We start from the raw sequence: 23,054 nt of genomic DNA on the forward strand, positions 1-23,054 counted from the left end.
CCCTCCACCAGTGATGATTTAATCTTTTTCTCCAGTTCGTTTTCCACAGAATACTCCTCCAGCTTTTTAGACTATATTAATCTTATCACGCTTTTGGCATTTTGATAATGGACTATCCGACGCTTCTTTTTTCTCAGTATTGCCATCACTCCAAGGCTGGCAGCATTTCGTTCATGATAAGGCGTAGATTACCGATGTAGTCTTTGGCCAGTGCATCAATCAACACCACTCTGCCCCCAATTGCTTCCGCAATAACTTCGGCGCTCTTCGGATCAAACTGCGGTTCGGCAAAGATTACCCTGATATCATGCGCCTTTGCCTGCTCGATTAGATATGTCAGACCGGCAGCGGTCGGCTCTTTTCCTTCTTTTTCGATGGATATCATGGTGAGACCATATTCGCTGGCAAAATAGCCGAATGCCGGATGGTAGACCATAAACCGCCGATTCACCACCCCAGCCAGACTGTCTCTTATCTCGCGGTTAATTTCGGCCAACTGCGCTAGATAGGAGTCCCTGTTTTGCTCGTAATAGCCTTTGTTTTTCGGATCAGTTTCAATAAGTCCATCACAGATGTTGCGCACCATTATCTGGGCATTCACCGGGGACATCCAGATGTGCGGGTCCTTTCTATCACGGTGTTCGTGTTCGTCCTCAGCGACCGTCTCCTGTAGCTCAATTCCCCGGGAACAGTCCACTACCAGCATGTCAGGATTGGTGGCCAGAAGCTTGTCCATCCAGACCAGCTCAAACTCAACCCCCGAACCCACCTTGGCATACATCTCCGCCTTGGCCAGGGCGGTCATCTGGGAAGGCGTTGGCTCATAGGTATGAGGGCTGGCCCCTGGCGGTACCATCACAGTGACGCCCACCTTTTCCCCGCCCACTTTTTCTACAAATTCGGCTTGAGGGAGAACAGTGACCACCACCCCCATCCTGCCGTCCCTTTCCTCTTCAGGTGCACAGGTCGTAGCTGAGAATACCAGCACTGGAACCAGCGCAAGGGCGAAAAACAGGCGGCTTGTTCTGGCAAATCTCTTCACTCTTCTCCTCTTCTTGCATCACTTTGCCGGGCGAAGACGATACCTCCGGTAGAGCATGACAGCGATTGAGGCAACGATGGTAATGCCACATAGCCACTGCGCCGTGGGCACGCCAGCGACGGCCCAGACTTCTATCTTGAGCATCTCGAGGAAAAATCGGCCCAGGCAGTAGTAAATAGCATAGCCCAAAAAGATGTCCCCGTCCAGAAGACGACCTCTCATCTTTCGTCCCAGTATCATGAGCAGAGCGAAGCCGATGAGGTTCCACAGAGATTCGTAAAAAAAGAGGGGGTGAAAGTGGCTGAACGCTTCATAGCCGGGGAGTCGATGCGCAGGGTCTATATAGATAGCCCATGGCAAGTCCGTAGGGTAACCGTATAGTTCCTGGTTGAAGAAATTACCCCAGCGGCCGATGGCCTGAGCCAGGATAAGGCCGGGAGCGACGATGTCCATCCAGCGCAGGGTGACGAGCTTTTTCCACCTGGTGTAAATGATGAGGCCAACGGCCCCCCCGGCTACGGCACCGAAAATGCCCAGTCCAGCGCCGCCGATGATTGCCGCCGGGTTTTGAAAGTAGAAGTCCCACTGGTCAATCACATGGTAGAGGCGGGCACCGATAATCCCCAGCGGAACAACTATCAGCGCTGCGCTGAGCACCTGCTCCCCGTTTTCACCTCTTCTCCTTGCCTCGATAACAGAGACGACCAGGGTGCTGATTACCCCCAGCGCGAGCATTATGCCATACCAGCGTATGGCCAGCGGGCCTATATGAAAAGCTATCTCCATATCTATCTCCTAAGGGCAATACATTCCCTGTCATTAAAGAATGATAACAGATTAATGTCAATGCGGCAATATTATGCCTTATATTTGCCGCATATAACAGGTTTTTTATTAAAATCCCGATGAATTATTTATTCTAAATATATTGACATTTACTATCGTAGCATTTTATAATGGTATACGGCAATTGCTTTCCGCATATTTTGGGTGATTGACATGAAAAGGGTATATATTAAAGAAGAAGCGTGCATGGGCTGCGGCCTCTGCGAGGTTTACTGCCGCCTGGAGCATGCTGCATCGAAAGACATAATCAAGGCACTGAAAAGAGAAACGCCTGGCGCTGTACCGCGGGTTCAGGTGCAGCGCAAAGCGCCCCTTTCATTCGCTCTGCAATGTCGGCACTGCGATGAGCCTTATTGTGTCTATTCCTGTCTCACCGGTGCCCTGCAGCGTGAGCCTGAGAGCGGCATAGTGCTTGTGGATACAGATAAGTGTATGGGTTGCTGGACCTGTGTCCTATCCTGCCCCTTTGGCGTGATAAGACAGGATGCAGAACGGGGGACGATTACCAAATGTGACCTCTGTTATTCCAGCGGTATACCGGCGTGTGTCGTCCATTGCCCGAACGAAGCGCTGGTCTATACCGAATGCGAATCCCCTGTTTCCACAGAGTAGAAATATCGTACAATAAGACATTGCTACTGAAATAATCTATAGAGAAATGTAAATGATTGCGATAATCGATTACGGAGCTGGCAACCTGCGCAGCGTGGCCAATACCATCTCCAGGCTGGGCTATCAGCCCAGGATAACCAGCCATGCCGCGGAGCTGTCTGAGGCACAGGCGGTAATCCTGCCTGGCGTTGGCGCCGCCGGCGGTACCATGGAAAGTCTGCGGAAACTGGGTCTGGTGGAACCGATAAAACAGCTCATTGCCGATGACCGTCCTTTCTTCGGCGTCTGCATCGGGCTGCAGGTGCTCTTCACCGGCACCGAGGAAGGCGGCTGGCATGACTGCCTCGGGATTATCCCGGGTCGAGTGAAAAAACTGCCCGGCGGGCTGAAAGTGCCCCATATGGGATGGAACCAGGTAAAGCAGCGTTTCCACCACCCGGCATTTGAAGGCATCCCCGATGAAGCCAACTTCTACTTCGTGCACAGTTATTACGGGGAGCCAGAGGATAAATCCCTGGTGGCCGGGGAAACGGAATACGGAGTCACCATAGGCAGCGTTATTGCACGGGGCAACCTGGTGGCGACGCAGTTCCATCCGGAAAAGAGCGGAGATTATGGGCTGAAAATGTATGCCAATTTTCTCCGGCATGCCACCGGTGTAAATTCATAATCGGAAGAAAAGCAAGATGGCAGTGAATCTGACTGAAATTAAATATCTGATAATCGGCAACTCCGCCGGCGGTATCGGTGCTGCGGAAGCGATACGTGAAGCAGATGAGCAAGGGAGTATGGTCATTGTCTCCGATGAACCCTACCCTGCTTATTCACGACCGCTTATTTCCGAGCACCTTGCCGAAGGATGCTCGCTCGAACGCATGATGTACCGACCGGCTGATTTCTACGAGCGCAATGGTATCAACACCGTGCTCGGCCAGAAGGCAGTAAGCCTTGACCTTGCCAATCACACCCTGATGCTGGACTCCGGAAGCGCCATTTCCTGGCAGAAGCTGCTGCTGGCGACCGGTGGGCTGCCCATTGTCCCGCCCATCAAAGGCGCCGAACGGGAAGGTATCTTCACCTTCACCACACTGGACGATGCCAAAGCCATTGACGGCTACCTTTATGAGGCAGATAGGGTGGTGGTCATCGGGGGCGGCCTCATCGGTGTCAGCGTTACCGAAGCACTGGTCAAGCGCGGTGCCGAAGTTACCATCGTTGAGATGAAGGACCGCGTGCTCAATACCATCCTCGATGAAGAGGTGTCCGCCCTTGAGGACAGCATCCTGCGTCAGGCCGGGGTTGATATTATCACCGGTCACGTCGTTTCCGAAATCAACGGCCATGGTAGAAGAGTGCAGGGCGTTACTCTTGATAATGGCGCCAGAATTCCCTGCGATATGGTTATAATCGCCATCGGTGTCCGCCCCAGAATGGGACTGGTCGACGGCACGGGCATAAAGGTAAACCGGGGCATTATCGTTGACCGCTACATGGCAACCTCCCATCCCGATGTTTATGCCTGCGGCGACGTCGCTGAAGCCTTCGACATCGCCTACGGGGAATGCCGGCTCACTCCCATCTGGCCCAATGCCTACATCGGCGGGCGAACCGTCGGCTTCAATATGGCGGGCAGGCCAACCGAGTATCCGGGCGGAATGGCCATGAACTCGCTCAAGTACTTCGGCCTGAATGTGGTCTCGGCGGGGATAGTGATACCACCGGATGACAGCTATGAAGTGATTATGTCAAATAAAGATGGTGCCTACCGCAAAGTCATCCTGAAGGATGGAATTGTGGTCGGCCTTATCTTTGCCGGCGATATCGAGAAATCTGGCATCATCCAGAGCCTTATCAGGAACCGGATAAACGTAGACGATTTCAAGCAGGCGCTGGTCACAGATGATTTCGGGCTGGCTTTCCTGCCCGGAGAGTTATGGCGACCGGAACTGGAAGTGCCCGCCGGCGCCGTGGTCTCGCCCATTTATGCAGAAGAGCCCGAGGAAGTGATTGCCGGCGAATAATCTATCTTCGCGAGGAGATGCGCCATGAAAGACCTTGACCGAATACAGAACCCATATCAGGACGATAAAGTGATTGATGCCTGCTCCATATTTGGCATGATGGATACGTCCGGCAATAGATTTTCGGGAAAGGATATTATCAGGGCAATCGCCAACATGCACGAGCGCGGCAACGGACTTGGCGGCGGTTTTGCCGTCTACGGGCTTTACCCCGATTACGCCGACCTCTTTGCCTTCCACATCATGTATCTTAGCCGGAGGGGAAGGGAAGAGGTGGAGTCTTTGCTCAGAAATAGATTCCAGCTGGTCCACCAGGAAGAGGTGCCCACCCGGCCGACATCGGCAATCGCCAACCCGCCTACAGTCTGGCGTTACTTTCTGGATATCGGTGAACAGAAACCCGGAGGCCAGTCGGACGATGACTACATCGTGGAACAGGTGATGCATATCAATACCCGGCTTCAGGATGCCTTCGTCTTTTCCAGTGGCAAGAACATGGGCGTCTTCAAGGGAGTTGGCTACCCGGAGGAAATCGCCGAGTATTTCGGCCTTGAGCAATACGAAGGTTATCTATGGACGGCGCACGGCCGCTTCCCGACCAATACCCCGGGGTGGTGGGGTGGTGCCCATCCCTTCTGCATCCTGGACTGGACGGTGGTGCACAACGGAGAGATATCTTCCTACGGGATAAACCGGCGTTATCTGGAACAGTACGGATATCACTGCACCATGCAGACCGACACCGAGGTGGTGGCGTATGCCGTCGACCTGCTGATGCGGAAGCACGGGCTGCCCATTGAAATCGTGGCGCGCGTTCTGGCTGCCCCGTTCTGGTCAGAGATTGAGCGCCGCCCACCCGCGGAACGCGAGCTGCTGCGCGTACTGCGCCAGACTTACGGCAGCCTGCTACTGAACGGCCCGTTCACCGTCATTATTGCGCACCAGGGTGAGATGATTGGCCTTACCGACCGTATCCGCCTGAGACCGCTGACTGTGGGCGTGAAAGGCAGCATGCTCTACCTTTCCTCCGAAGAGTCGGCCATTCGCCTGGTCTGCCCTGACCTTGACGATGCCTGGATTCCGGCCGGTGGCGAACCGATAATCGGCAGCCTGCAAGCACCTTTACAGCCAATAGAAAAACTCGGAGCCGAGGAGATGGTTTCCTATGCTCACTAAGCGTATTATACCCTGCCTCGATGTCAAAGACGGACGGGTGGTCAAGGGGACCAGTTTTGTCCAGCTGCGCGACGCCGGCGACCCGGTGGAACTGGCCGCCTTCTACTACCAGCAGGGCGCCGATGAGCTGGTCTTTCTCGATATCAGCGCCACGCCCGAGGGACGCGATACGCTGGTGGACGTGGTGGAAAGTATATCGGAGCAGGTGTTCATACCACTGACCGTTGGCGGTGGCCTGCGCACCACCGGTGATATGCGGCGACTGTTGAAAGCAGGTGCCGATAAAGTATCCATAAACACGGCGGCGGTGCTTAATCCGGAACTGATTCAGGAAGGAGCAGCCAGGTTCGGCAGCCAGTGCATCGTCGTGGCCATCGATGCCAAGCACGTTGAGAAAAAACCCGAACTAAAGTGGGAAGTCTACACCCACAGCGGACAGCAACCGACCGGGATTGACGCCGTTGATTGGGCACAGCGAGCCGTGGCAATGGGAGCGGGGGAAATACTGCTGACCAGCATTGATGCCGATGGACACCGCGCCGGCTATGACATCGAACTCACCCGTGCTATATCGGAAGCGGTATCCGTGCCGGTTATCGCCAGCGGCGGCGCCGGGGAGCTGGAAGACCTCTACCAGGCACTGGTGGCCGGCAAGGCCGATGCGGTGCTGGCGGCCAGCATATTTCATTACGCACTCATTCCATTCCGGAGACGAAAAAATATCTGGCGAATAAGGGAATACCGATACGCATTGAGGGGTGAGGAAAGGTGAAGACATATCTGCCGCCCAAGTTTTTAGTTGAGAGAGACCCGGAGCGCTGCATCAAATGCGAGGTGTGCGTCAACCAGTGCTCCTTTGATAACCACTATTTTGACGCTGAAGATAATGAGATGAAGAGTCGCACCGAGAACTGTGCCGGCTGCCATCGCTGCGTCACCTTCTGCCCTACCGGCGCACTGACGGTGCGGCGCAACCCGCTCGAGTACCGTGATAACTATAACTGGCGCCCGGAGTATATCGAGGATATCATCAAGCAGGCTGAGACGGGAGGCATCCTCCTCACCGGCATGGGCAATGACAAGGGCCAGCGCATTTACTGGGACCACCTGGTGCTCAATGCCAGCCAGGTGACCAATCCCTCCATTGACCCGCTGCGCGAGCCGATGGAACTGACCACATACTTGGGCGGCAAACCGGACCGGCTGGAGCTTGACGCAGACCTGAATCTGAAAACGAAGCTGACACCACAGGTCAAGCTGGAAGTGCCGGTGATGTTCGCCGCCATGTCTTACGGAGCGGTGAGCCTCAACGTGCACCAGTCGCTGGCCAGAGCGGCAACAGAGATGGGCACGCTGTGGAATACCGGCGAGGGCGGACTGCATCCCAGCCTTTATAAATATGGAAATAACACCACTGTTCAGGTGGCGTCGGGGCGCTTCGGCGTTCACCCGGGATACCTTGAGGTCGCCCGCGTCGTTGAAATCAAAATCGGTCAGGGGGCCAAGCCCGGCATCGGCGGCCATCTGCCCGGAGAGAAAGTCAGCGCCGAGGTCTCCATCACCCGCATGATTCCACAGGGCACCGATGCCCTCTCCCCGGCACCGCAGCACGATATCTACTCCATTGAGGACCTGGCACAGCTTGTCTACGCGCTGAAAGAGGCCACCCACTACCAGAAGCCGGTATCGGTGAAGATAGCTGCCGTGCACAACTCGGCGGCAATTGCCAGCGGTATGGTCCGCGCCGGCGCCGACATCATCGTTCTCGACGGGCTTAGGGGAGCCACCGGGGCTGCCCCCAAGGTGATACGAGATAACGTCGGCATTCCGATTGAGCTGGCCCTCGCCTCGGTAGACGGTCGCTTGCGTCAGGAGGGCATCCGCAACCGGGCATCGCTCGTCATTTCGGGTAGCATCAGGAACAGCGCCGACCTGGCCAAGGCGATTGCCCTCGGTGCTGATGCCGTCTACATCGGCACCGCCGCGCTCATTGCCCTGGGCTGTCGCCTCTGCCAGCAGTGCCACACCGGTAAGTGTGCCTGGGGCATCTGCACCAGCGACCTCTTCCTCTCCAAGCGGATTAACCCTGACATCGGCGCAAGGCGGTTGGCCAATTTACTGCGCGGCTGGAGCCTGGAGCTGAAGGACATGCTCGGTGGTATGGGCATCAACGCGCTGGAAAGCCTGCGCGGCAATCGGCTGGCCTTAAGGGGCGTGGGGCTCAACGAAAACGAACTCGATATCCTCGGTGTGAGGATGGCAGGGAGCTGAGATGAAAGCCGGGCCAGAAATCAACCGGAAAGTCAAGATTGACGCCAGCGGTATTCATTCCCGTGACCTTAATACACACCTGAAAGAGATAGCCGGCAATGGCACGAGGCAGGTTGAGCTCCACAATGTGTACGGGCAGCGTTACATTGGCACCAACCTGAATGCACCCCTGGAGATTGAGATTCACGGGACACCGGGCAATGACCTGGGTGCTTTCATGGATGGCCCCAGCATCACCGTTTACGGCAATGCCCAGGACGGTTGCGGCAACACCATGAACAACGGGGAAATCATCGTTCACGGCCACGCCGGCGACATCACCGGCCTCTCTGCCCGAGGCGGTCAAATCTTTATCCGCGACAGCGTCGGCTACCGGGCGGGCATCCACATGAAAGAATACCAGGAAAAGAAACCGATGGTGGTCATCGGCGGCACAGCGCAGGACTTCCTCGGCGAATACATGGCGGGAGGTGTGCTGCTTCTGCTGGGACTGAATGGAGGCGGAGAGCACAAAGCCAGGTTCATCGGCACCGGAATGCACGGTGGCACCATCTATCTCAGGGGCAACGTGGAGAAATATCAGCTCGGCAGCGAAGTGGGCATAGCCGAGCCAGGTGAAGACGACTGGCAACTGGTTAAAAAGTTGGTCATTGAGTTTGCCCGCCACTTCAAATATAATGCTAATGAAATATTGAAGGGTAAATTCATCAAACTCTTTCCCCTTTACCTGAGACCCTATGGCAGAATCTACGCACCCTGAATAAGAGGTGGTATCTTGCCCCGCATTCTTATTATCGCTGGCCAAGGCCAGAGCCTGAACGGTATTCATTCCGGACTGGTCCAGAGGGGATTCTCCTGCTCAGTTGCTTCCAAGCACAAGGATATTGTGGAGCAGGTCGGGGAACAGGCTCCGGACCTGATAGTGCTGGAGATTAAGGGCAAAGGTGGTTCCGGAACGGCCGAGCTTCTTCAGAAGATAAAAAAGGGAAGACAGCTGCCCGTTATCGCCGTGGCAGACAGACAAATTATTGACCGTCCCGATATTTCCCTGGAGGCCATCGACGATTTCGTCATCGCGCCGGGTGATGTCAGTGAAATTGTGCTGCGGATTAAAAGACTTCTGGGCAAGACCGGCAGCATTGAATCAAGCGAGGTTATCAGATGCGGCGACCTCGTGATTGACCTGGCCAAATACGAGGTGTACATCGGTGGCCGACGTATTGAGCTTACCTTCAAAGAATACGAACTTCTGCGGTTCCTCGCCAGTTATCCGGGTCGGGTTTATACCCGCGACGCTTTGCTGAACAAGGTCTGGGGCTACGATTATTTCGGCGGCGACCGCACGGTTGACGTCCACATCAGGCGCCTCAGGAGCAAGATTGAAGGCCTGGGACGCACCTATGTCGAGACGGTGCGGAACATCGGTTACCGTTTCAACTGCGATAACTAAGCTTGCCTCCCGCTTTATCTATAGCGCCAGATTTAACATGCCTGTAATCTTTTGGAAACAATCCGGGTTTAAACTGAGGGCAGAAAGGATAACACGGGAGTTCTGAATTGTCGATAAGCTCGGAAGATGCCGCCTGTATTTTAATTACCTCAGCACTGGTTATCCTATGTTCTGCCCCAAGACAATGTGCTACAATTTGGTAAACATCCTGCCCGTCGAAAACGCAATCTAATCAATAACCAATACATTAGGGAGGCAAAAATGGCAAAAGGAAACAGAGAAGAAGGCAAGGAATATGTGCTCAAAAAGGCCAAAGAACACGATATTAAATTCATCCGACTGTGGTTTACTGATATCCTGGGGATATTAAAGAACTTCGCCATTACCGCCGAGGAGCTGGAGGGCGCCCTCGAGGAAGGGATGGGTTTTGATGGTTCCTCAATCGAGGGTTTCGCCCGCATCGATGAAAGCGATATGATAGCGCTGCCCGACCCTGATACCTTTCAACTGCTGCCCTGGCGGTCAACGGAGCACCGTGCTGTGGCGCGCATGTTCTGCGATATTTTGAAACCGGGTGGCGAGCCATTTGTGGGCGACCCACGGTATGTCCTGAAGCAAAACTTGAAGCGGGCAGCGGACAAGGGCTACACCTACTATGTGGGGCCGGAACTGGAATTTTTCTACTTCCGCGATTCGCAGGGCACGGAATTCCTGGACCAGGGAGGTTATTTCGACCTTACACCACGGGATGCCGCCACCGACTTGAGAAAAGAGACCGTGCTCACCCTTGAAGAGATGGGCATCGGTGTGGAGTATTCCCACCATGAGGTCGCGCCCAGTCAGCACGAAATCGACATGAGGTATACCGATGCCCTGACCATGGCCGACAGCGTGATGACCTACCGTCTGGTGGTTAAAGAGGTAGCCTTGAAATACGGCGTTTATGCCACCTTTATGCCCAAGCCGGTGCTCGGCGAGAACGGCAGCGGCATGCACACGCACCAGTCACTTTTCACCGGCGACAGGAATGCCTTCTTTGACCCCAAAGACCCCTACCACCTTTCCAAGGCGGGCAAGTGTTTCATCGCCGGGCTGTTGAAACACGCCCCCGAGATTACCGCCGTCACCAATCAGTGGGTCAACTCTTACAAGCGCCTCGTCCCGGGATATGAGGCACCAGTTTATCTCTCCTGGGCGCGGCGCAACCGGTCCGACCTGGTCCGCGTCCCCGAGTACCGACCGGGACGGGAGAAGGCTACCAGGATTGAATTCCGCTCACCCGACCCGGCCTGCAACCCGTACCTCGCCTTCAGCGTAATGCTCGCTGCCGGGCTGAAAGGTATCGAAGAAGAGTACGAGGTACCGGAGCCAATCGAAGAGAATGTATATGAAATGAGCGAAGAGGAGAGGCTGCGGAGGGGTATCGCCACCCTGCCGGCCAGCCTGCTTGAGGCTATCCTGCTCACTGAGAAGAGCGAGCTGGTACAGAAAGCGCTCGGTGACCATGTCTTCAATGCGTTCATCGAGAACAAAAAGATCGAATGGGACCAGTACCGGATACAGGTAACCGATTACGAGCTGAAAAGATACCTGCCGATTCTATGAATTCGCCTCTTCGCTGTTCATGGATGGGGGATGAGTATGCGCCGGTTACGCATCGGCATGGCTCAAGAAAAAAAACATGTCATTTGCTTTAAGTTACTAATTTGTTAAATGACAGTGTGGTCACAACAGTGACCGCGGTAAGCTTGCACTCTTTGTTTTCCAATTAATGCTCCCAGAACCGTGAAAAACCTGAATTTAGCTTTTCCTATGTTAGTGTTATAATAACAGAAGTCTATCTGACAAAGGGGAGTGGCCATGGTGCAGGTAGCCAGCTTTGAGGCAGAAAGAAAGGTAATCGCCATACTCAAGGTCCTGAGCGAGTCTGTCGAGCCGCTCGGCTCAATTCACATTGCCCGGGAACTGGAGCGACACGGCATTTTTCTGAGCCAGAGAGCGGTCAGGTATCACCTCAGGATAACCGATGAGCGCGGTTACACGCAGCCGATGGGCCACGATGGCCGGATGCTGACCGCACATGGCCTTGAAGAACTCAAGATGGCGCTTGCCCCGGAGCAGGTCGGCTTCATCCATGAAAAACTTGAGCTGCTTGCTTTCTACACCACATTTGACCCGAAAACTCGTACCGGACAGGTCCCCATAAATACCTCAATTATTGACCAGTCTGATTTCAAGAAAGCTGTGGAGGCAATGAGCGAGGTCTTCAGTGCCGGACTTAGCGTCAGTGACCTTGTGGCTACGGCACCCGAAGGTGAGAAATTAGGCTCGGTGGTGGTTCCCAGAGGTAAGGTCGGGCTGGCCACCGTTTGCAGTGTGGTTATCAATGGTGTCCTTTTGAAAGCGGGCATTCCCACCGAATCAAGATTTGGTGGTGTACTTGAGTTGAGAGACTCCAAGCCAAGGCGCTTTGTGGCCGTCATCAACTATGCCGGAACCTCGCTGGACCCGTCCGAGCAGTATATCAGGGCCAAAATGACCACAGTCAGCGAAGCCGCCAAGAACGGACATGGCAAAATATTGGCCAATTACCGCGAAATACCGGCTCCGTCGAGAGCGATAGCTAAGGAAGTCATAGATTCACTTAAGGAAGCCGGGATTCATGGTGTCTATGCGCTGGGAAACGCCAGCGAGCCTATCTGCCAGATTGCCATTGGTCTGAACCGCGTGGGTATGGTATTGCTCGGTGGTTTGAACCCGGTAGCAGCAGCAGTTGAAGCCGGCATTGAAATCGAAAACATCGCTGAAAGCGGCATGATTGAATTCAACCAGCTGACCAGTTTCTGGAAGCTGAAATCATGAGCTACTTCGATGAGCTGGACAGAATATGGGGGAAGGCAGGCTCCGGTTCGAATCAACCTTTAAGAGGCAGAATCAGACCTCACCAGACCAGAAGGTGGCTCATTGCCATCGGGTCGCTCATCGCCCTGTTTATCGTTGCCGCTATCAGCAAAGGCATCTATACTGAGTGGCTCTGGTTTGACAGCCTGGGATTCAGCAGCGTCTACACGACCATACTGACCACCAAAGTCTGGCTCTTCTTTGTGGGTGCTTTCGTTTTTCTCGCGCTGCTTCTGCCTAACTTATTTCTGGTACGGCGGTTATCACCACCTTCCGGAGGCAGTAATCTTATCGGGCAGGGACTGCTATTCGTGCGCCGTGCCATTGATATCGTTATCCTGGCCGTGGCCGCCTTTATCAGCCTTATTTTCGGCCTTGTTACTTCCAGCCAATGGGAAATGGTGCTGCGCTTCGCCCACGCCACCGACTTTAATGTCGTCGAACCACTGCTGGAAAGGGATGTGGGCTTTTACATTTTCAAGCTACCCCTCTACCATTTTATTCAGGGATGGCTGGTCTGGGCAGTGGTTCTCATTCTGCTCTTCACTGCAGCCGTATACGTTTTGAATATCGGTTTCAATCGTGCCGGCTTTAACCGGTGGATTAAAGGGCACCTCCTGGCACTTGGCGCCGTCCTTTTCTTTCTCATCGCCTGGAGCTATCGATTGAACATATTCGACCTTCTCTATTCAGAACGCGGTGTTATTTTTGGTGCCGGATACACGGATGACCACGCCCAACTGCTGGCCTGGCGACTGCTCATAGCCACCACGGTCATATGCGGCCTGTTGCTGATAATCGGCATCTTCCGTCGCGGCCGGCGCTGGCTTTTCGGGCCGATTGTTCTGTGGGTTGTCCTCGCCATCATCTTCGGCAGTATCTATCCGGCCATCGTGCAGAGATTTCAGGTGGAGCCAAATGAACTGGCACGGGAAAGTTTTTATATCAAGAGTAATATTCAGCTCACCCGCCTGGCCTTCGGTCTCGACCGCATTGAGGTTAGGGAATTTCCCATTGAAGTTGCCCCAAGTGAAGAGGACATCCTCCAGAACAGCGCCACCATAAACAATATCAGGTTATGGGATTACCGTCCCATAAAGGACACGTATAACCAGATACAATCCATCAGGCTGTACTACGATTTTTATGATATTGACGTGGACCGCTACCAGATTGATGGTATCTACCGTCAGGTGCTCCTCGGCGCGCGAGAGCTGTCTCCGGAAAAACTCGCTGCACAGGCGCAGACATGGGTGAACCGCCGGCTGCAGTTCACGCACGGCTATGGCGTGGCCATGAGCCCCACCAACGAGGTTACCAAGCAAGGGCTGCCCAGCCTGTTAATCAAGGATGTGCCGCCGATTGGCACTATTGAAATCGAAAGACCCGAAATTTACTTTGGCGAAAAAACAGTTGACTATGTAATCGTTAACACCAGGGTTGCCGAGTTCGATTATCCCAAAGGAGATACCAATGTTTTTACGCACTATAAAGCGGACAGCGGTATCCGTCTTGACTCATTTCTGCGCAAGCTGGCTTTTACCTGGCAGCTTGGCGATATCAACATTCTGATTAGCGACGAACTTCTCGAAGAGAGTCAGCTTTTATATCGCCGCAACATACAGGAGCGGGTAAATCATGTCGCTCCTTTCCTGAAGCTCGATAGCGACCCGTACATGGTCATTGATAACGGCCAGCTTTTCTGGGTACAGGATGCTTACACGGTTTCCAACCTGTACCCTTATTCCCAGCCCAGCGCCAGCGGTATAAATTATATCCGCAACAGCGTCAAAGTAGTCATCAATGCCTACGATGGTTCCATCACGTTTTATCTTATCGACCCGGAAGATGCCATTGTGAATACTTACGCCTCCATGTTCCCGGCCCTGTTCCGACCGATTGCTGAAATGCCGGAAACTCTCCGGGAACATCTGCGCTATCCTCTTGGCCTCTTCAAGGTTCAAGTCTCGGTCTATCAGACCTATCATATGACCGACCCGCGTGTTTTTTACAATAAGGAGGACCTCTGGACTATTCCCATGGAAACATATGCCGATGCGGAACGCAGCATGGAGCCGTACTACGTGATTATGAGGCTGCCAGGTGAAGAGCAGGAGGAGTTTGTGCTCATGCTCCCCTTCACCCCCACGCAGAAAGACAACATGATAACGTGGCTGGCCGCCCGCAGTGACGGTGACAAGTACGGTAAACTCATTGCCTATAACTTCCCCAAAGACAAGCTTATCTACGGGCCGAGACAGATTGAAGCCAGGATTGACCAGGACTCTGCCATTTCCGAACAGTTCACCCTGTGGGGTCAGAAAGGCTCGCAAGTAATTCGGGGCAACCTGCTGGTGATACCCATCGAGCAGTCAATCCTGTATGTGGAACCGGTCTACCTCAAAGCGGAGAGAGGCCAACTTCCGGAACTAAGAAGAGTAGTGGTGGTCAGTGGCGACCTGATTGCGATGGAAGAGACGCTGGCCGAGAGCCTGAATGCCATCTACGCCGGTCTGGCCACAGAAGACCTGCCGGTGACCACCCCCAAACCGCCGGAAAGGACGGACAAGCTGGCGGAACTGGCCAGGCTGGCACAGGAACATTACGACAAAGCACAGGAATACCTTAAAGAAGGCGATTGGGCTGGCTGGGGAGAAGAGCTGGGCAAAATGGCCGAAGTCCTGCGCCAGTTGGTGGAACTTGCTGAAATCAAGCAAGAGTAAGCAACGAGGAAAACCCTTCTCACCTTATTACTGTCGCCAAACGCAAAGCTGATCGAATCTGATAGAACCCATTATTTTAGATTTATTCGCAGAATGATAGAAACAATGATTACTTGAAAGTTAATAATTATGTAGTAGAATTATACATAGAATAACAAAATATATGTTTATACGAGGTAATTATGGTACAGAGACGAGAGCTTATTAAGGGCAGCTCTGACTCCCTGCTTCTCTGCTTGTTGGCGCAGCAGCCGATGTATGGTTACCACATTATCAGGGAGCTGGAGAAAAGGAGTCAGGGTTATTTCAAATTCAAGGAAGGCACCTTGTACCCGGCGCTCCATCGCCTGGAAAGGGCAGGCCTGATTCTGGGCAAATGGCAGATGCTGTCCAACAGTCGGCCCAGGCGATACTACCATATCACGGCCAAAGGACATGCCAAGCTTTCCACGGAGAGAGTCCAGTGGCAGGACTTCATCATCGCCGTGAATATGATATTGCAGCCAGCAGAGTATTAAGCGGGTAAAGCAATGACCACAGCGCTGAATCATTACCTGGAAATCATCCGGGCCAACCTGAGGATTGACCTCACTGAAGAAAAAGAGGTCATCAGCGAGCTGGAGACGCATATTGAAGACCGGCTTCAGGAGCTGAAGGAATCCGGCCTTTCCGAGGAGGAAGCGGAAAAAACCTGTCTCGGATTGCTGGGCTCCGCCAAGCTAATCGCCCGGCAGATATATGAAGCCCACAGTCAGGGCAGCTGGTGGCAGGCATTTCTGGCGGCAATGCCACACCTGCTTTTCGCGGCCCTTTTTGCCCTCAACTGGTGGCACCATATCGACTGGCTTTCTATTATTTTGGCCTTGGTCATTGGCACATCCATCTATGGCTGGTGGCATGGCAAACCGGCCTGGGTTTTCCCATGGCTGGGTTACTCACTGGTCCCGGTGGCTGCCCTTGGACTCATCCTCCCCTATCTACCCAGGGAGTGGTCGCTCCTGACCATCCCTTTTTACTTCCTGTTTGCTCTGTGGTGGCTGTTCTGCCTGGTGATTCAAACAGTAAGGAGAGACTGGCTGTTAAGCTCTCTAATGCTGCTCCCCTTGCCCATTATCATTGGCTGGTTTCTGACCCTGGTACCGGGCGCAAAGATAACCGGCCAGACTTTTGAGCGCATCAACTATTTCGCTCCCTGGATTGCACTGAGTTTTCTTATCCTGGCTCTGACTATTGCCGCTTTTATTCGCCTGCGTCAGCGGTGGTTGCGCATCGCTTTATTGAGCATCTCCGGGCTGCTGACGCTGACCCTGGTGGTCTATTATGTTGGAGGAAGACTCAGTGTACAGACCTTCGCCGGTCTTATCCTGATAATGTGGGGCCTTTTCCTGGTTCCCCCGCTTCTGGAGCGGTTACTCAGGAAGAGCAAGCGAATATTACAACGTTACGCATTGTTTACTCCACCCCATCGGTGAGCCAAGAGGAGGGCCCTCCGACGCAGAAGGGTTACAAGTTCCATCCGCGCCAATACTGAGTAGAGTTTCCGCCGGGGAAATAAATCAATGGTCATAAATGCCACAATAGCGATAGTTATTGCCTACCTGCTCGGCTCCATTCCATCTGCCTACATCGCCGGGCGGCTGTTCAAAGGAATCGACATCCGGCAGGTTGGCGGCGGCAATATAGGCGCCGTGAACACATTGCGGGAAATAGGGTTAGTGCCGGGGCTTCTGGTGCTCATTGCTGATATAGCCAAGGGGTCGCTGGCGGTGATTATTGCCCTCTGGCTGGATTTATCACTGATATTGGTCTTCGTTGCCGGCTTTGCCGCGGTCGTAGGACATAGCTGGCCGGTATTTTTAAAATTCAAGGGGGGAAAAGGGGCGGCCGCTACCATCGGGGTTCTATTCGCGCTGGTTCCACTGGAGTTCGCCATCAGCCTGGCCCTTATACTGACCATCATCGTCATTACCAGCAATGTCAGGCTGGCCGTTGTCGTCGGGCTGCTGGTATTGCCGCTCATCATCTGGCAGATAAACGGCTCCGGGATGCTTATCGCCTACTCGGTAGCGATGTTTCTCTTCCTCTGTGTCAGGTCACTGCCGAGTACCAGAGAAGCTATGGCGAGCATCGGTGATAAGAAAAACCTTATTTTCGACCGTGATTACCATTTCTGGCAGACCAGGAAAAGCAAATGAAAAAGGTAGCCGTGGTAACCGACACCACCGCCTGCATCCCTCAAGAGCAGGTGGCACGATATGACATTGAAGTCGTGCCGGTTCAACTTATTTTCGAGGATAAAACCTACCGCGACGGCATAGACATCAGTGCTTCCGAATTCTATGCGAGGCTCCGGCAGACATCCAAACCACCGACCACCTCCAGTTCCTCACCCGAGATGTACCTTAAGGTTTTCCAGAAAGCCGGTCAGAGAGCGGAGAGCGTTCTCTGCATCACTGAGCCGTCAAAGTTCAGCGCCATGTTTGACTCGGCATCGGTGGCCAAAGAGATGGTGGCGAAAACGTTACGGAACATGAACATAGAAGTACTCGACTGCACCACTGCAGCCGCTGGGCAGGGGCTGGTAGCGCTCGCTGCCGCCAGGGCAGCGGCAACCGGCCAGGGCCTGAAAGAAGTAAAAGCAACGGCAGAGAACGTCATGGAGCACGTAAATTTATTTGCCGCGCTGGATACGCTTCATTACCTGGTAAAAAGCGGGCGTGTGCCGCAGGCCGCAGCACTGGTCAACACAATTCTGCAGATCAAGCCTGTTTTCACCCTCAATCACGCCGATGCGCGCACGGTGGCACTCCCCCGCTCCATTAAGAGTGCCATGAAGCGCATCCTGAAGCTGATGGAGCGGAATGTGGTCAAAGACGAGTCGCTCCACGTCGCCGTGATGCACGCCGATGCTCTGGACAATGCCATCGTTTTAAGAAATCGCATTGACTCGCAATTCAACTGTTCCGAGCTCTTCATCACCGAATTCACCCCGGTAATGGGGGTCCATACGGGACCCGGTCTCGTCGGCGTTGCCTTCTACAGTGAGAGCGCATAATAAACGCCAGCCATCTGGCACAATCATTCAAAACACTTTATAATCAGTGTGTGACCGAGACAAAAGTTCTCAATGACGCGCAGCAGCTTCTGGAAAACCTGGAGCAACTCCCTGAGCCGGTCGTCAGGCCCGCTTTCATTGTGGTCAGCGGTTTGCCCGGAACCGGCAAATCATATTTCTGCCGCCGGCTGGCGGAGAGAACCCCCCTTATCATTCTGGAAAGCGACGTGATGCGCAAGGCGCTTTTCCCATCGCCCGTTTACAGCGCGGAGGAAAGCGCTCGCCTGTTCCAGGCCATTCATCATCTCATTGAGCAGCTGCTGAAAAGGGGGATACCCATTGTTCTGGATGCCACCAACCTCTCGGAGCGGAACCGTGAACGTTTGTACCACATTGCTGACCAACTAAGTGCAAAGCTGATTCTGGTGCGCGTGGAAGCACCGCCCGAGGTAGTGCGAGAACGGCTAAAAAATCGTACGGAAGGTACTGCTTTAGAGGAAGACCATTCGGAAGCTGACTGGGCGGTTTTCCAGAAGATGAAAACCTCGGTGCAGAAAATCGGTCGCAATCACTTTGCCGTTGATACCTCCCGTGACATAGCTCCGCTCCTGGACAAGATTGTCAGAGAGGTAAACCGCTGAAAGGAGAGCTAAAACTATGGAGAGCAAGGTCGTTGTAGGTGATATCGTCAGTATTGAAGCCGATGCCATCATCGTGAACCACTTTGAAGGCATGGAAAGCCCTGAAGGGGAAACGGCTGCCGTGGACGGGCTGCTCGACGGCGTCATCTCGCAGCTTATCAAACAGGGCGAAATAAAGGGAAAACCGAACGAGATAACGATGGTACACAGCTTCGGCAAGCTGCCCGCCGCCCGTGTGGTGGTGGTGGGGCTGGGCAAGCAGTCCGAACTGTCCATCAATAAAGTACGTGTCGCCGTGGCCGAGACGTGCCGCTGGCTGCGCGCCAGGGAAATCAGCACCATCGCCACCGTGCTGCAGGGAGCAAACATAAATAAAATAAGCCCCGCGGATGCCGCCCAGGCCATTGCTGAAGGCGCTCTGCTCGGGACCTACACCTTTCGCAGGCATATGACTAAAGAAGAGGACAAGCCCGATGAAATCAAGCAGCTCTCAATCGTGGGCACTGAACGGTTGAAATCACAACTTGAAGAGGGAGCAAATAAAGGCCGGATTATATCCGAGGCGACCAACCTTGCCCGCGATATGGTCAATGAGCCCGCCAATTACATGACGCCCACCACTATGGCGGAAATGGCGGCAAAGCTAGCCGAAAACCATGGCCTGGAAATAACCTTGATTGACCCTGAGCAGATGAAGGAACTGGGCATGGGCGGACTGCTGGGCGTCTCACGGGGAAGTCGGCAGCCACCGAAATTCATCGTGCTCAATTATAAAGGGGGCACGGCGAAAGAACCGGATATCGCTTTGGTGGGGAAAGGAATCACCTTTGACTCCGGCGGTATCTCCATAAAACCTTCGGAGAAGCTTGAGGAAATGAAGGGGGATATGGCGGGAGGCGCAGCAGTGATGGCCGCCATTGCTGCTATCGCCCGACTTAAGCCCGAGGTCAACGTAATGGCGATAATTCCGGCAACGGAAAACCTCCCCGACGGCAATGCGTTCAAGCCGGGTGACGTCCTTACCGCAATGGACGGCAAGACGATTGAGATAATCTCCACCGATGCTGAAGGAAGGCTGATACTGGCCGACGCTTTGAGCTATGCTAAAAAGCACGGTGCCAGGAAAATGGTTGACGCTGCCACGTTGACCGGTGCCTGTCGCATCGCGCTGGGGGATGTCTGCACCGGCGCCTTCGGCAACAACCAGGAGTTCATGGACAGCGTTCTTGCTGCCGGTAGAGAAGCGGGCGAGCTCGTCTGGCAGATGCCGATGTATGACGAGTACAAAGAGCAGAACAAGAGCGATGTGGCCGATATTAAAAACGTTGGCGGCAGGCTGGGCGGGGCCATTACCGCGGCTAAATTTCTGGCTGAGTTCGTCGATGATACCCCCTGGGTGCATCTGGATATCGCCGGCACCAGCCTGAGCGACAAGGAGCACGGCTACCAGACAAAGGGCGCCACCGGCGTGCCGGTGCGGACGCTGGTCAATCTGGTCCTATCTTTAACTGAAAAATCAGCAAAATAGAGTCAAGGAGGAGGTCCAAAATGAAGATAAAGTGGCTGGGACACGCAACGTTTCTAATCACCTCGGACAGCGATGTGAAAATTATCACCGACCCTTATGAGCCAAACGACAAACTCCGCTACGGAGAGATAAATGAGTCCGCCGACATCGCTACCGTAAGCCATGAACATTCCGACCACGGCAATGTTGCCGCCGTAAAGGGCAATCCCCAGGTGGCCAAAAACGATGCCGAAATAAAAGGTATCAAATTCAAGGGCATTCCATCCTTCCATGATGCCGCTGGAGGAAAGGACAGGGGCAGCAATACCATATTCTGTTTCGAGGTCGATGGGGTGAAGGTATGCCACCTCGGCGACCTCGGCCATGAACTGACCGCCGAGCAGGTGGCGGCGGTAGGCAGTGTGGACATCATCCTTCTGCCGGTTGGTGGTTTTTACACCATTGATGCCGCCGTGGCCAGCAGAGTTGCCGGGCAACTGAAACCCAAAGTAATCATACCGATGCATTTTAAAAACAATAAATGCGATTTCCCGATAAGCGGTGTGGATGAATTCCTGCGCGGCAAAAAAGATATCAGCCAGCCCGAGGCCAGTGAAGTGGAGCTCAAGGCTGGAGAGCTGCCGTCGGCCACCCGGGTCATCGTGCTGAAGCCGGCAATGTAAACGGAAGATGAGCACGGTTCTGGGGTAGTCGACAGGAGACTGCGCGCGCTGATGCCTTGGCGAACCCGTCCACAGAAAAAACATGGCGGAAAACGGCTTCCACCTCTGGAAGTTTACTGAAGGTCGTGGTAAAATAAACTAGGGTGGTGAGGTTGCCGGGATTTTATAATTACGTTGGAAATTAGCAGTATTGTTCTTGCCGGCGGCAAGAGTTCACGTCTCGGGCACGATAAGGTTTTTAAAACTGTTGGCGACCGACTTTTGCTGGAATTGGTAGTAAATTCCGTAGCTCCCCTTTCTCAGGAGATAATACTGGTAGCCGCTAGTAAAAACGCATTAGTCCAATCGGCTAAATATCCCGGGTTAAGGGCAGTAACCGATGTCTTTCCAGGCAAAGGTCCATTGGGTGGTATTTACACCGGTTTACTTGCCTCCACCTCGTTCTATAACCTTGTCGTCGCCTCGGATATGCCTTTCTTAAACCCGGCGCTGTTACACTATATGACAAAAGTTTCGGCTGATTTCGACATCGTGGTAACCAGAGTCGGTGAGCTGGTAGAACCGCTGCATGCCGTTTATGCCAAGAGCTGTCTCGAATCCATCGAGCATCTGCTCAAGCACAATGAACTATCGGTGCGCCGGCTCTTCTCCATGGTCCGAACCCGATATGTAGAAGCTGATGAAATTGAGCGGTTTGACCCCGACCACCTCAGTTTCTTCAATGTCAATACCCAGGGCGACCTCCAGAAGGCAGAAGAAATCGCCCGAGGAATGGAACGATGATAAGTGTTGAAGAGGCACTTGAGAAAGTGCTCAGCTATGTAGACGTACTTGAAGCCGAAGAAGTCCCAATCCTGGAATCGCTGGGACAGGTACTGGCTGAAGATATTAACTCACATATAGATATACCACCACTGGACAACGCGGCTATGGATGGCTATGCCGTTATAGCCGCTGATACGCATGGCGCCAGCGCCCGGTCGCCGCGTTTCCTGCAGGTCATCGATACCGTCGGCGCCGGTTCCATTTCCCAACAGAAGGTTACGCCGGGCACGGCCATTCGCATTATGACCGGGGCACCGGTGCCCGGAGGCGCCGATAGTGTTATTCGTTTTGAAGACACGGACGAAGAACAGCGCCAGCGTTCCGGCACTAACGAAATGGGAATATTATGTGAAGTTAAACCCGGCCAGAACATCCGGAAGGCCGGAGAAGATATAGCTGGAGGCGCTACCGTGCTCAGCAAAGGCACGGTGCTCAGGCCCGCTGAAGTCGGTGTCCTGGCTTCCCTGGGCATGAGCAAGGTAAATGTCATCCGACGCCCGGTGGTGGCGGTTCTGGCCACCGGCAACGAACTGGTCGATATTGACCAGCCACTGCCCGCCGGCAAGATATACAACAGCAACACCTATAGTGTCGCTTCTCTGGTCAGGCGTTATGGCGGCATCCCCAGAATACTGGGCATCGCTTTTGACAGCGAGGATTCGCTGGTTACCAAACTCCGTCAGGCGTCAGACACTGATATGCTCATTACCAGCGGCGGAGTATCCGCCGGCGATTATGATATGGTAAAAGACGTCCTGGCCAGCGAAGGTGAAATCACCTTCTGGACGGTGCGTATGAAGCCGGGCAAGCCGCTGGCCTTCGGCACAATCAAGGGGATAGATAAGAGAGGAAACGCCAAAAGAATACCCCATCTCGGCTTCCCCGGCAACCCGGTCAGTTCCATGGTTACCTTCGAGCTGTTTGCCCGTCCGGCAATGCTGAAGATGATGGGGAAAAAGAACCTGGCAAAATTGGTGGTTGAAGCCGTACTGGAAGAGCCTGTGGTAAATACTGATGGCCGTCGTTGCTATATTCGGGCAATCGTCACCAAGCGTGATGGTCAGTACTATGCCCGCCTTACCGGCCCCCAGGGTTCGGGGATTCTCACCTCTATGAGCCTGGCCAATGGGCTGGTAATCGTTCCCGAAGATACAGCGGGTGTTAAAGCCGGTGAGATAGTCAAGGTTATAATGTTGGGCTGGGATGACGAGGATAATATTTAACTGATGGTTAACTCGATATGCCTCCGATTGTCTCTATTATAGGAAAATCAGATTCGGGCAAGACAACCCTGCTTGAAG

Annotated in this window: 21 protein-coding genes and 1 pseudogene; 20 read left to right on the plus strand and 2 right to left on the minus strand. The window is 53.8% G+C overall.

All coding sequences use genetic code 11. The annotated features are described in order from the left end of the window. Positions 1-145 precede the first annotated feature (145 nt). Both KKD83_10950 and lgt read right to left on the minus strand, forming a co-directional pair. On the minus strand, positions 146-934 hold the full coding sequence (locus KKD83_10950) for a zinc ABC transporter substrate-binding protein (protein MBU2536658.1): 789 nt from the start codon (positions 932-934) through the stop codon (positions 146-148). A 126-nt stretch (positions 935-1,060) separates the two neighbouring features. Continuing rightward, positions 1,061-1,828 (minus strand): prolipoprotein diacylglyceryl transferase, encoded by a 768-nt coding sequence (lgt, locus tag KKD83_10955; GenBank protein ID MBU2536659.1) that lies wholly within the window; start codon positions 1,826-1,828, stop codon positions 1,061-1,063. Positions 1,829-2,041: 213 nt separating this feature from the next. Between lgt and KKD83_10960 the strand changes: the two genes are divergently transcribed. From KKD83_10960 to KKD83_11055, 20 genes and pseudogenes are all read left to right on the plus strand, one after another. Then, the gene (locus KKD83_10960; GenBank protein MBU2536660.1) at positions 2,042-2,500 is read left to right on the plus strand and encodes a 4Fe-4S dicluster domain-containing protein; all 459 of its coding nucleotides are present in this window, start codon (positions 2,042-2,044) and stop codon (positions 2,498-2,500) included. A 52-nt stretch (positions 2,501-2,552) separates the two neighbouring features. Continuing rightward, on the plus strand, positions 2,553-3,170 hold the full coding sequence (gene hisH / locus KKD83_10965; protein ID MBU2536661.1) for an imidazole glycerol phosphate synthase subunit HisH: 618 nt from the start codon (positions 2,553-2,555) through the stop codon (positions 3,168-3,170). A gap of 16 nt (positions 3,171-3,186) precedes the next feature. After that, positions 3,187-4,521 (plus strand): FAD-dependent oxidoreductase, encoded by a 1,335-nt coding sequence (locus tag KKD83_10970; protein ID MBU2536662.1) that lies wholly within the window; start codon positions 3,187-3,189, stop codon positions 4,519-4,521. Positions 4,522-4,545: 24 nt separating this feature from the next. After that, a complete protein-coding gene (locus tag KKD83_10975) occupies positions 4,546-5,697 on the plus strand; it encodes a glutamine amidotransferase family protein (protein MBU2536663.1) in 1,152 nt (383 codons plus the stop codon). Next, positions 5,687-6,459 (plus strand): annotated as a pseudogene (hisF, locus tag KKD83_10980) (imidazole glycerol phosphate synthase subunit HisF). Before KKD83_10975 ends, hisF begins: the two are co-directional and overlap by 11 nt. A gap of 6 nt (positions 6,460-6,465) precedes the next feature. Continuing rightward, positions 6,466-7,968 carry an alpha-hydroxy-acid oxidizing protein gene (locus KKD83_10985; GenBank protein ID MBU2536664.1) on the plus strand — a complete coding sequence of 501 codons (1,503 nt, stop codon included), beginning with the start codon at positions 6,466-6,468 and terminating at the stop codon, positions 7,966-7,968. A 1-nt stretch (position 7,969) separates the two neighbouring features. Beyond that, positions 7,970-8,728, plus strand: coding sequence for a hypothetical protein (locus KKD83_10990; GenBank protein MBU2536665.1), 759 nt, complete (start codon positions 7,970-7,972; stop codon positions 8,726-8,728). Between the two features lie 24 nt (positions 8,729-8,752). Then, the gene (locus KKD83_10995) at positions 8,753-9,418 is read left to right on the plus strand and encodes a response regulator transcription factor (GenBank protein MBU2536666.1); all 666 of its coding nucleotides are present in this window, start codon (positions 8,753-8,755) and stop codon (positions 9,416-9,418) included. A gap of 261 nt (positions 9,419-9,679) precedes the next feature. After that, complete coding sequence (locus KKD83_11000) at positions 9,680-11,023, plus strand: glutamine synthetase family protein (protein ID MBU2536667.1); 1,344 nt, start codon at positions 9,680-9,682, stop codon at positions 11,021-11,023. A gap of 255 nt (positions 11,024-11,278) precedes the next feature. After that, on the plus strand, positions 11,279-12,280 hold the full coding sequence (locus KKD83_11005) for a DUF128 domain-containing protein (protein ID MBU2536668.1): 1,002 nt from the start codon (positions 11,279-11,281) through the stop codon (positions 12,278-12,280). Beyond that, positions 12,277-15,042, plus strand: a complete 2,766-nt coding sequence (locus tag KKD83_11010; GenBank protein ID MBU2536669.1) for a UPF0182 family protein — start codon at positions 12,277-12,279, stop codon at positions 15,040-15,042. Before KKD83_11005 ends, KKD83_11010 begins: the two co-directional genes overlap by 4 nt. A gap of 182 nt (positions 15,043-15,224) precedes the next feature. After that, complete coding sequence (locus KKD83_11015; GenBank protein MBU2536670.1) at positions 15,225-15,560, plus strand: helix-turn-helix transcriptional regulator; 336 nt, start codon at positions 15,225-15,227, stop codon at positions 15,558-15,560. Positions 15,561-15,572: 12 nt separating this feature from the next. Then, complete coding sequence (locus KKD83_11020) at positions 15,573-16,514, plus strand: hypothetical protein (protein MBU2536671.1); 942 nt, start codon at positions 15,573-15,575, stop codon at positions 16,512-16,514. A gap of 87 nt (positions 16,515-16,601) precedes the next feature. Next, positions 16,602-17,237: a glycerol-3-phosphate 1-O-acyltransferase PlsY gene (gene plsY / locus KKD83_11025; GenBank protein ID MBU2536672.1), complete on the plus strand. Its 636-nt coding sequence runs from the start codon at positions 16,602-16,604 to the stop codon at positions 17,235-17,237. Further along, positions 17,234-18,097, plus strand: coding sequence for a DegV family protein (locus KKD83_11030; protein MBU2536673.1), 864 nt, complete (start codon positions 17,234-17,236; stop codon positions 18,095-18,097). Before plsY ends, KKD83_11030 begins: the two co-directional genes overlap by 4 nt. Positions 18,098-18,147: 50 nt before the next feature. After that, positions 18,148-18,738, plus strand: coding sequence for an ATP-binding protein (locus tag KKD83_11035; GenBank protein ID MBU2536674.1), 591 nt, complete (start codon positions 18,148-18,150; stop codon positions 18,736-18,738). A gap of 16 nt (positions 18,739-18,754) precedes the next feature. Next, positions 18,755-20,266 carry a leucyl aminopeptidase gene (locus tag KKD83_11040; protein ID MBU2536675.1) on the plus strand — a complete coding sequence of 504 codons (1,512 nt, stop codon included), beginning with the start codon at positions 18,755-18,757 and terminating at the stop codon, positions 20,264-20,266. Between the two features lie 20 nt (positions 20,267-20,286). Next, positions 20,287-20,928 (plus strand): MBL fold metallo-hydrolase, encoded by a 642-nt coding sequence (locus KKD83_11045; GenBank protein ID MBU2536676.1) that lies wholly within the window; start codon positions 20,287-20,289, stop codon positions 20,926-20,928. A gap of 174 nt (positions 20,929-21,102) precedes the next feature. Then, positions 21,103-21,711, plus strand: a complete 609-nt coding sequence (locus KKD83_11050; protein ID MBU2536677.1) for a molybdenum cofactor guanylyltransferase — start codon at positions 21,103-21,105, stop codon at positions 21,709-21,711. Then, the gene (locus KKD83_11055) at positions 21,708-22,976 is read left to right on the plus strand and encodes a molybdopterin molybdotransferase MoeA (GenBank protein MBU2536678.1); all 1,269 of its coding nucleotides are present in this window, start codon (positions 21,708-21,710) and stop codon (positions 22,974-22,976) included. The genes KKD83_11050 and KKD83_11055 overlap by 4 nt, the downstream gene beginning before the upstream one ends. Positions 22,977-23,054: the final 78 nt, after the last annotated feature.

The organism is Chloroflexota bacterium, from assembly GCA_018829775.1.
Classification (GTDB): domain Bacteria; phylum Chloroflexota; class Dehalococcoidia; order Dehalococcoidales; family RBG-16-60-22; genus E44-bin89.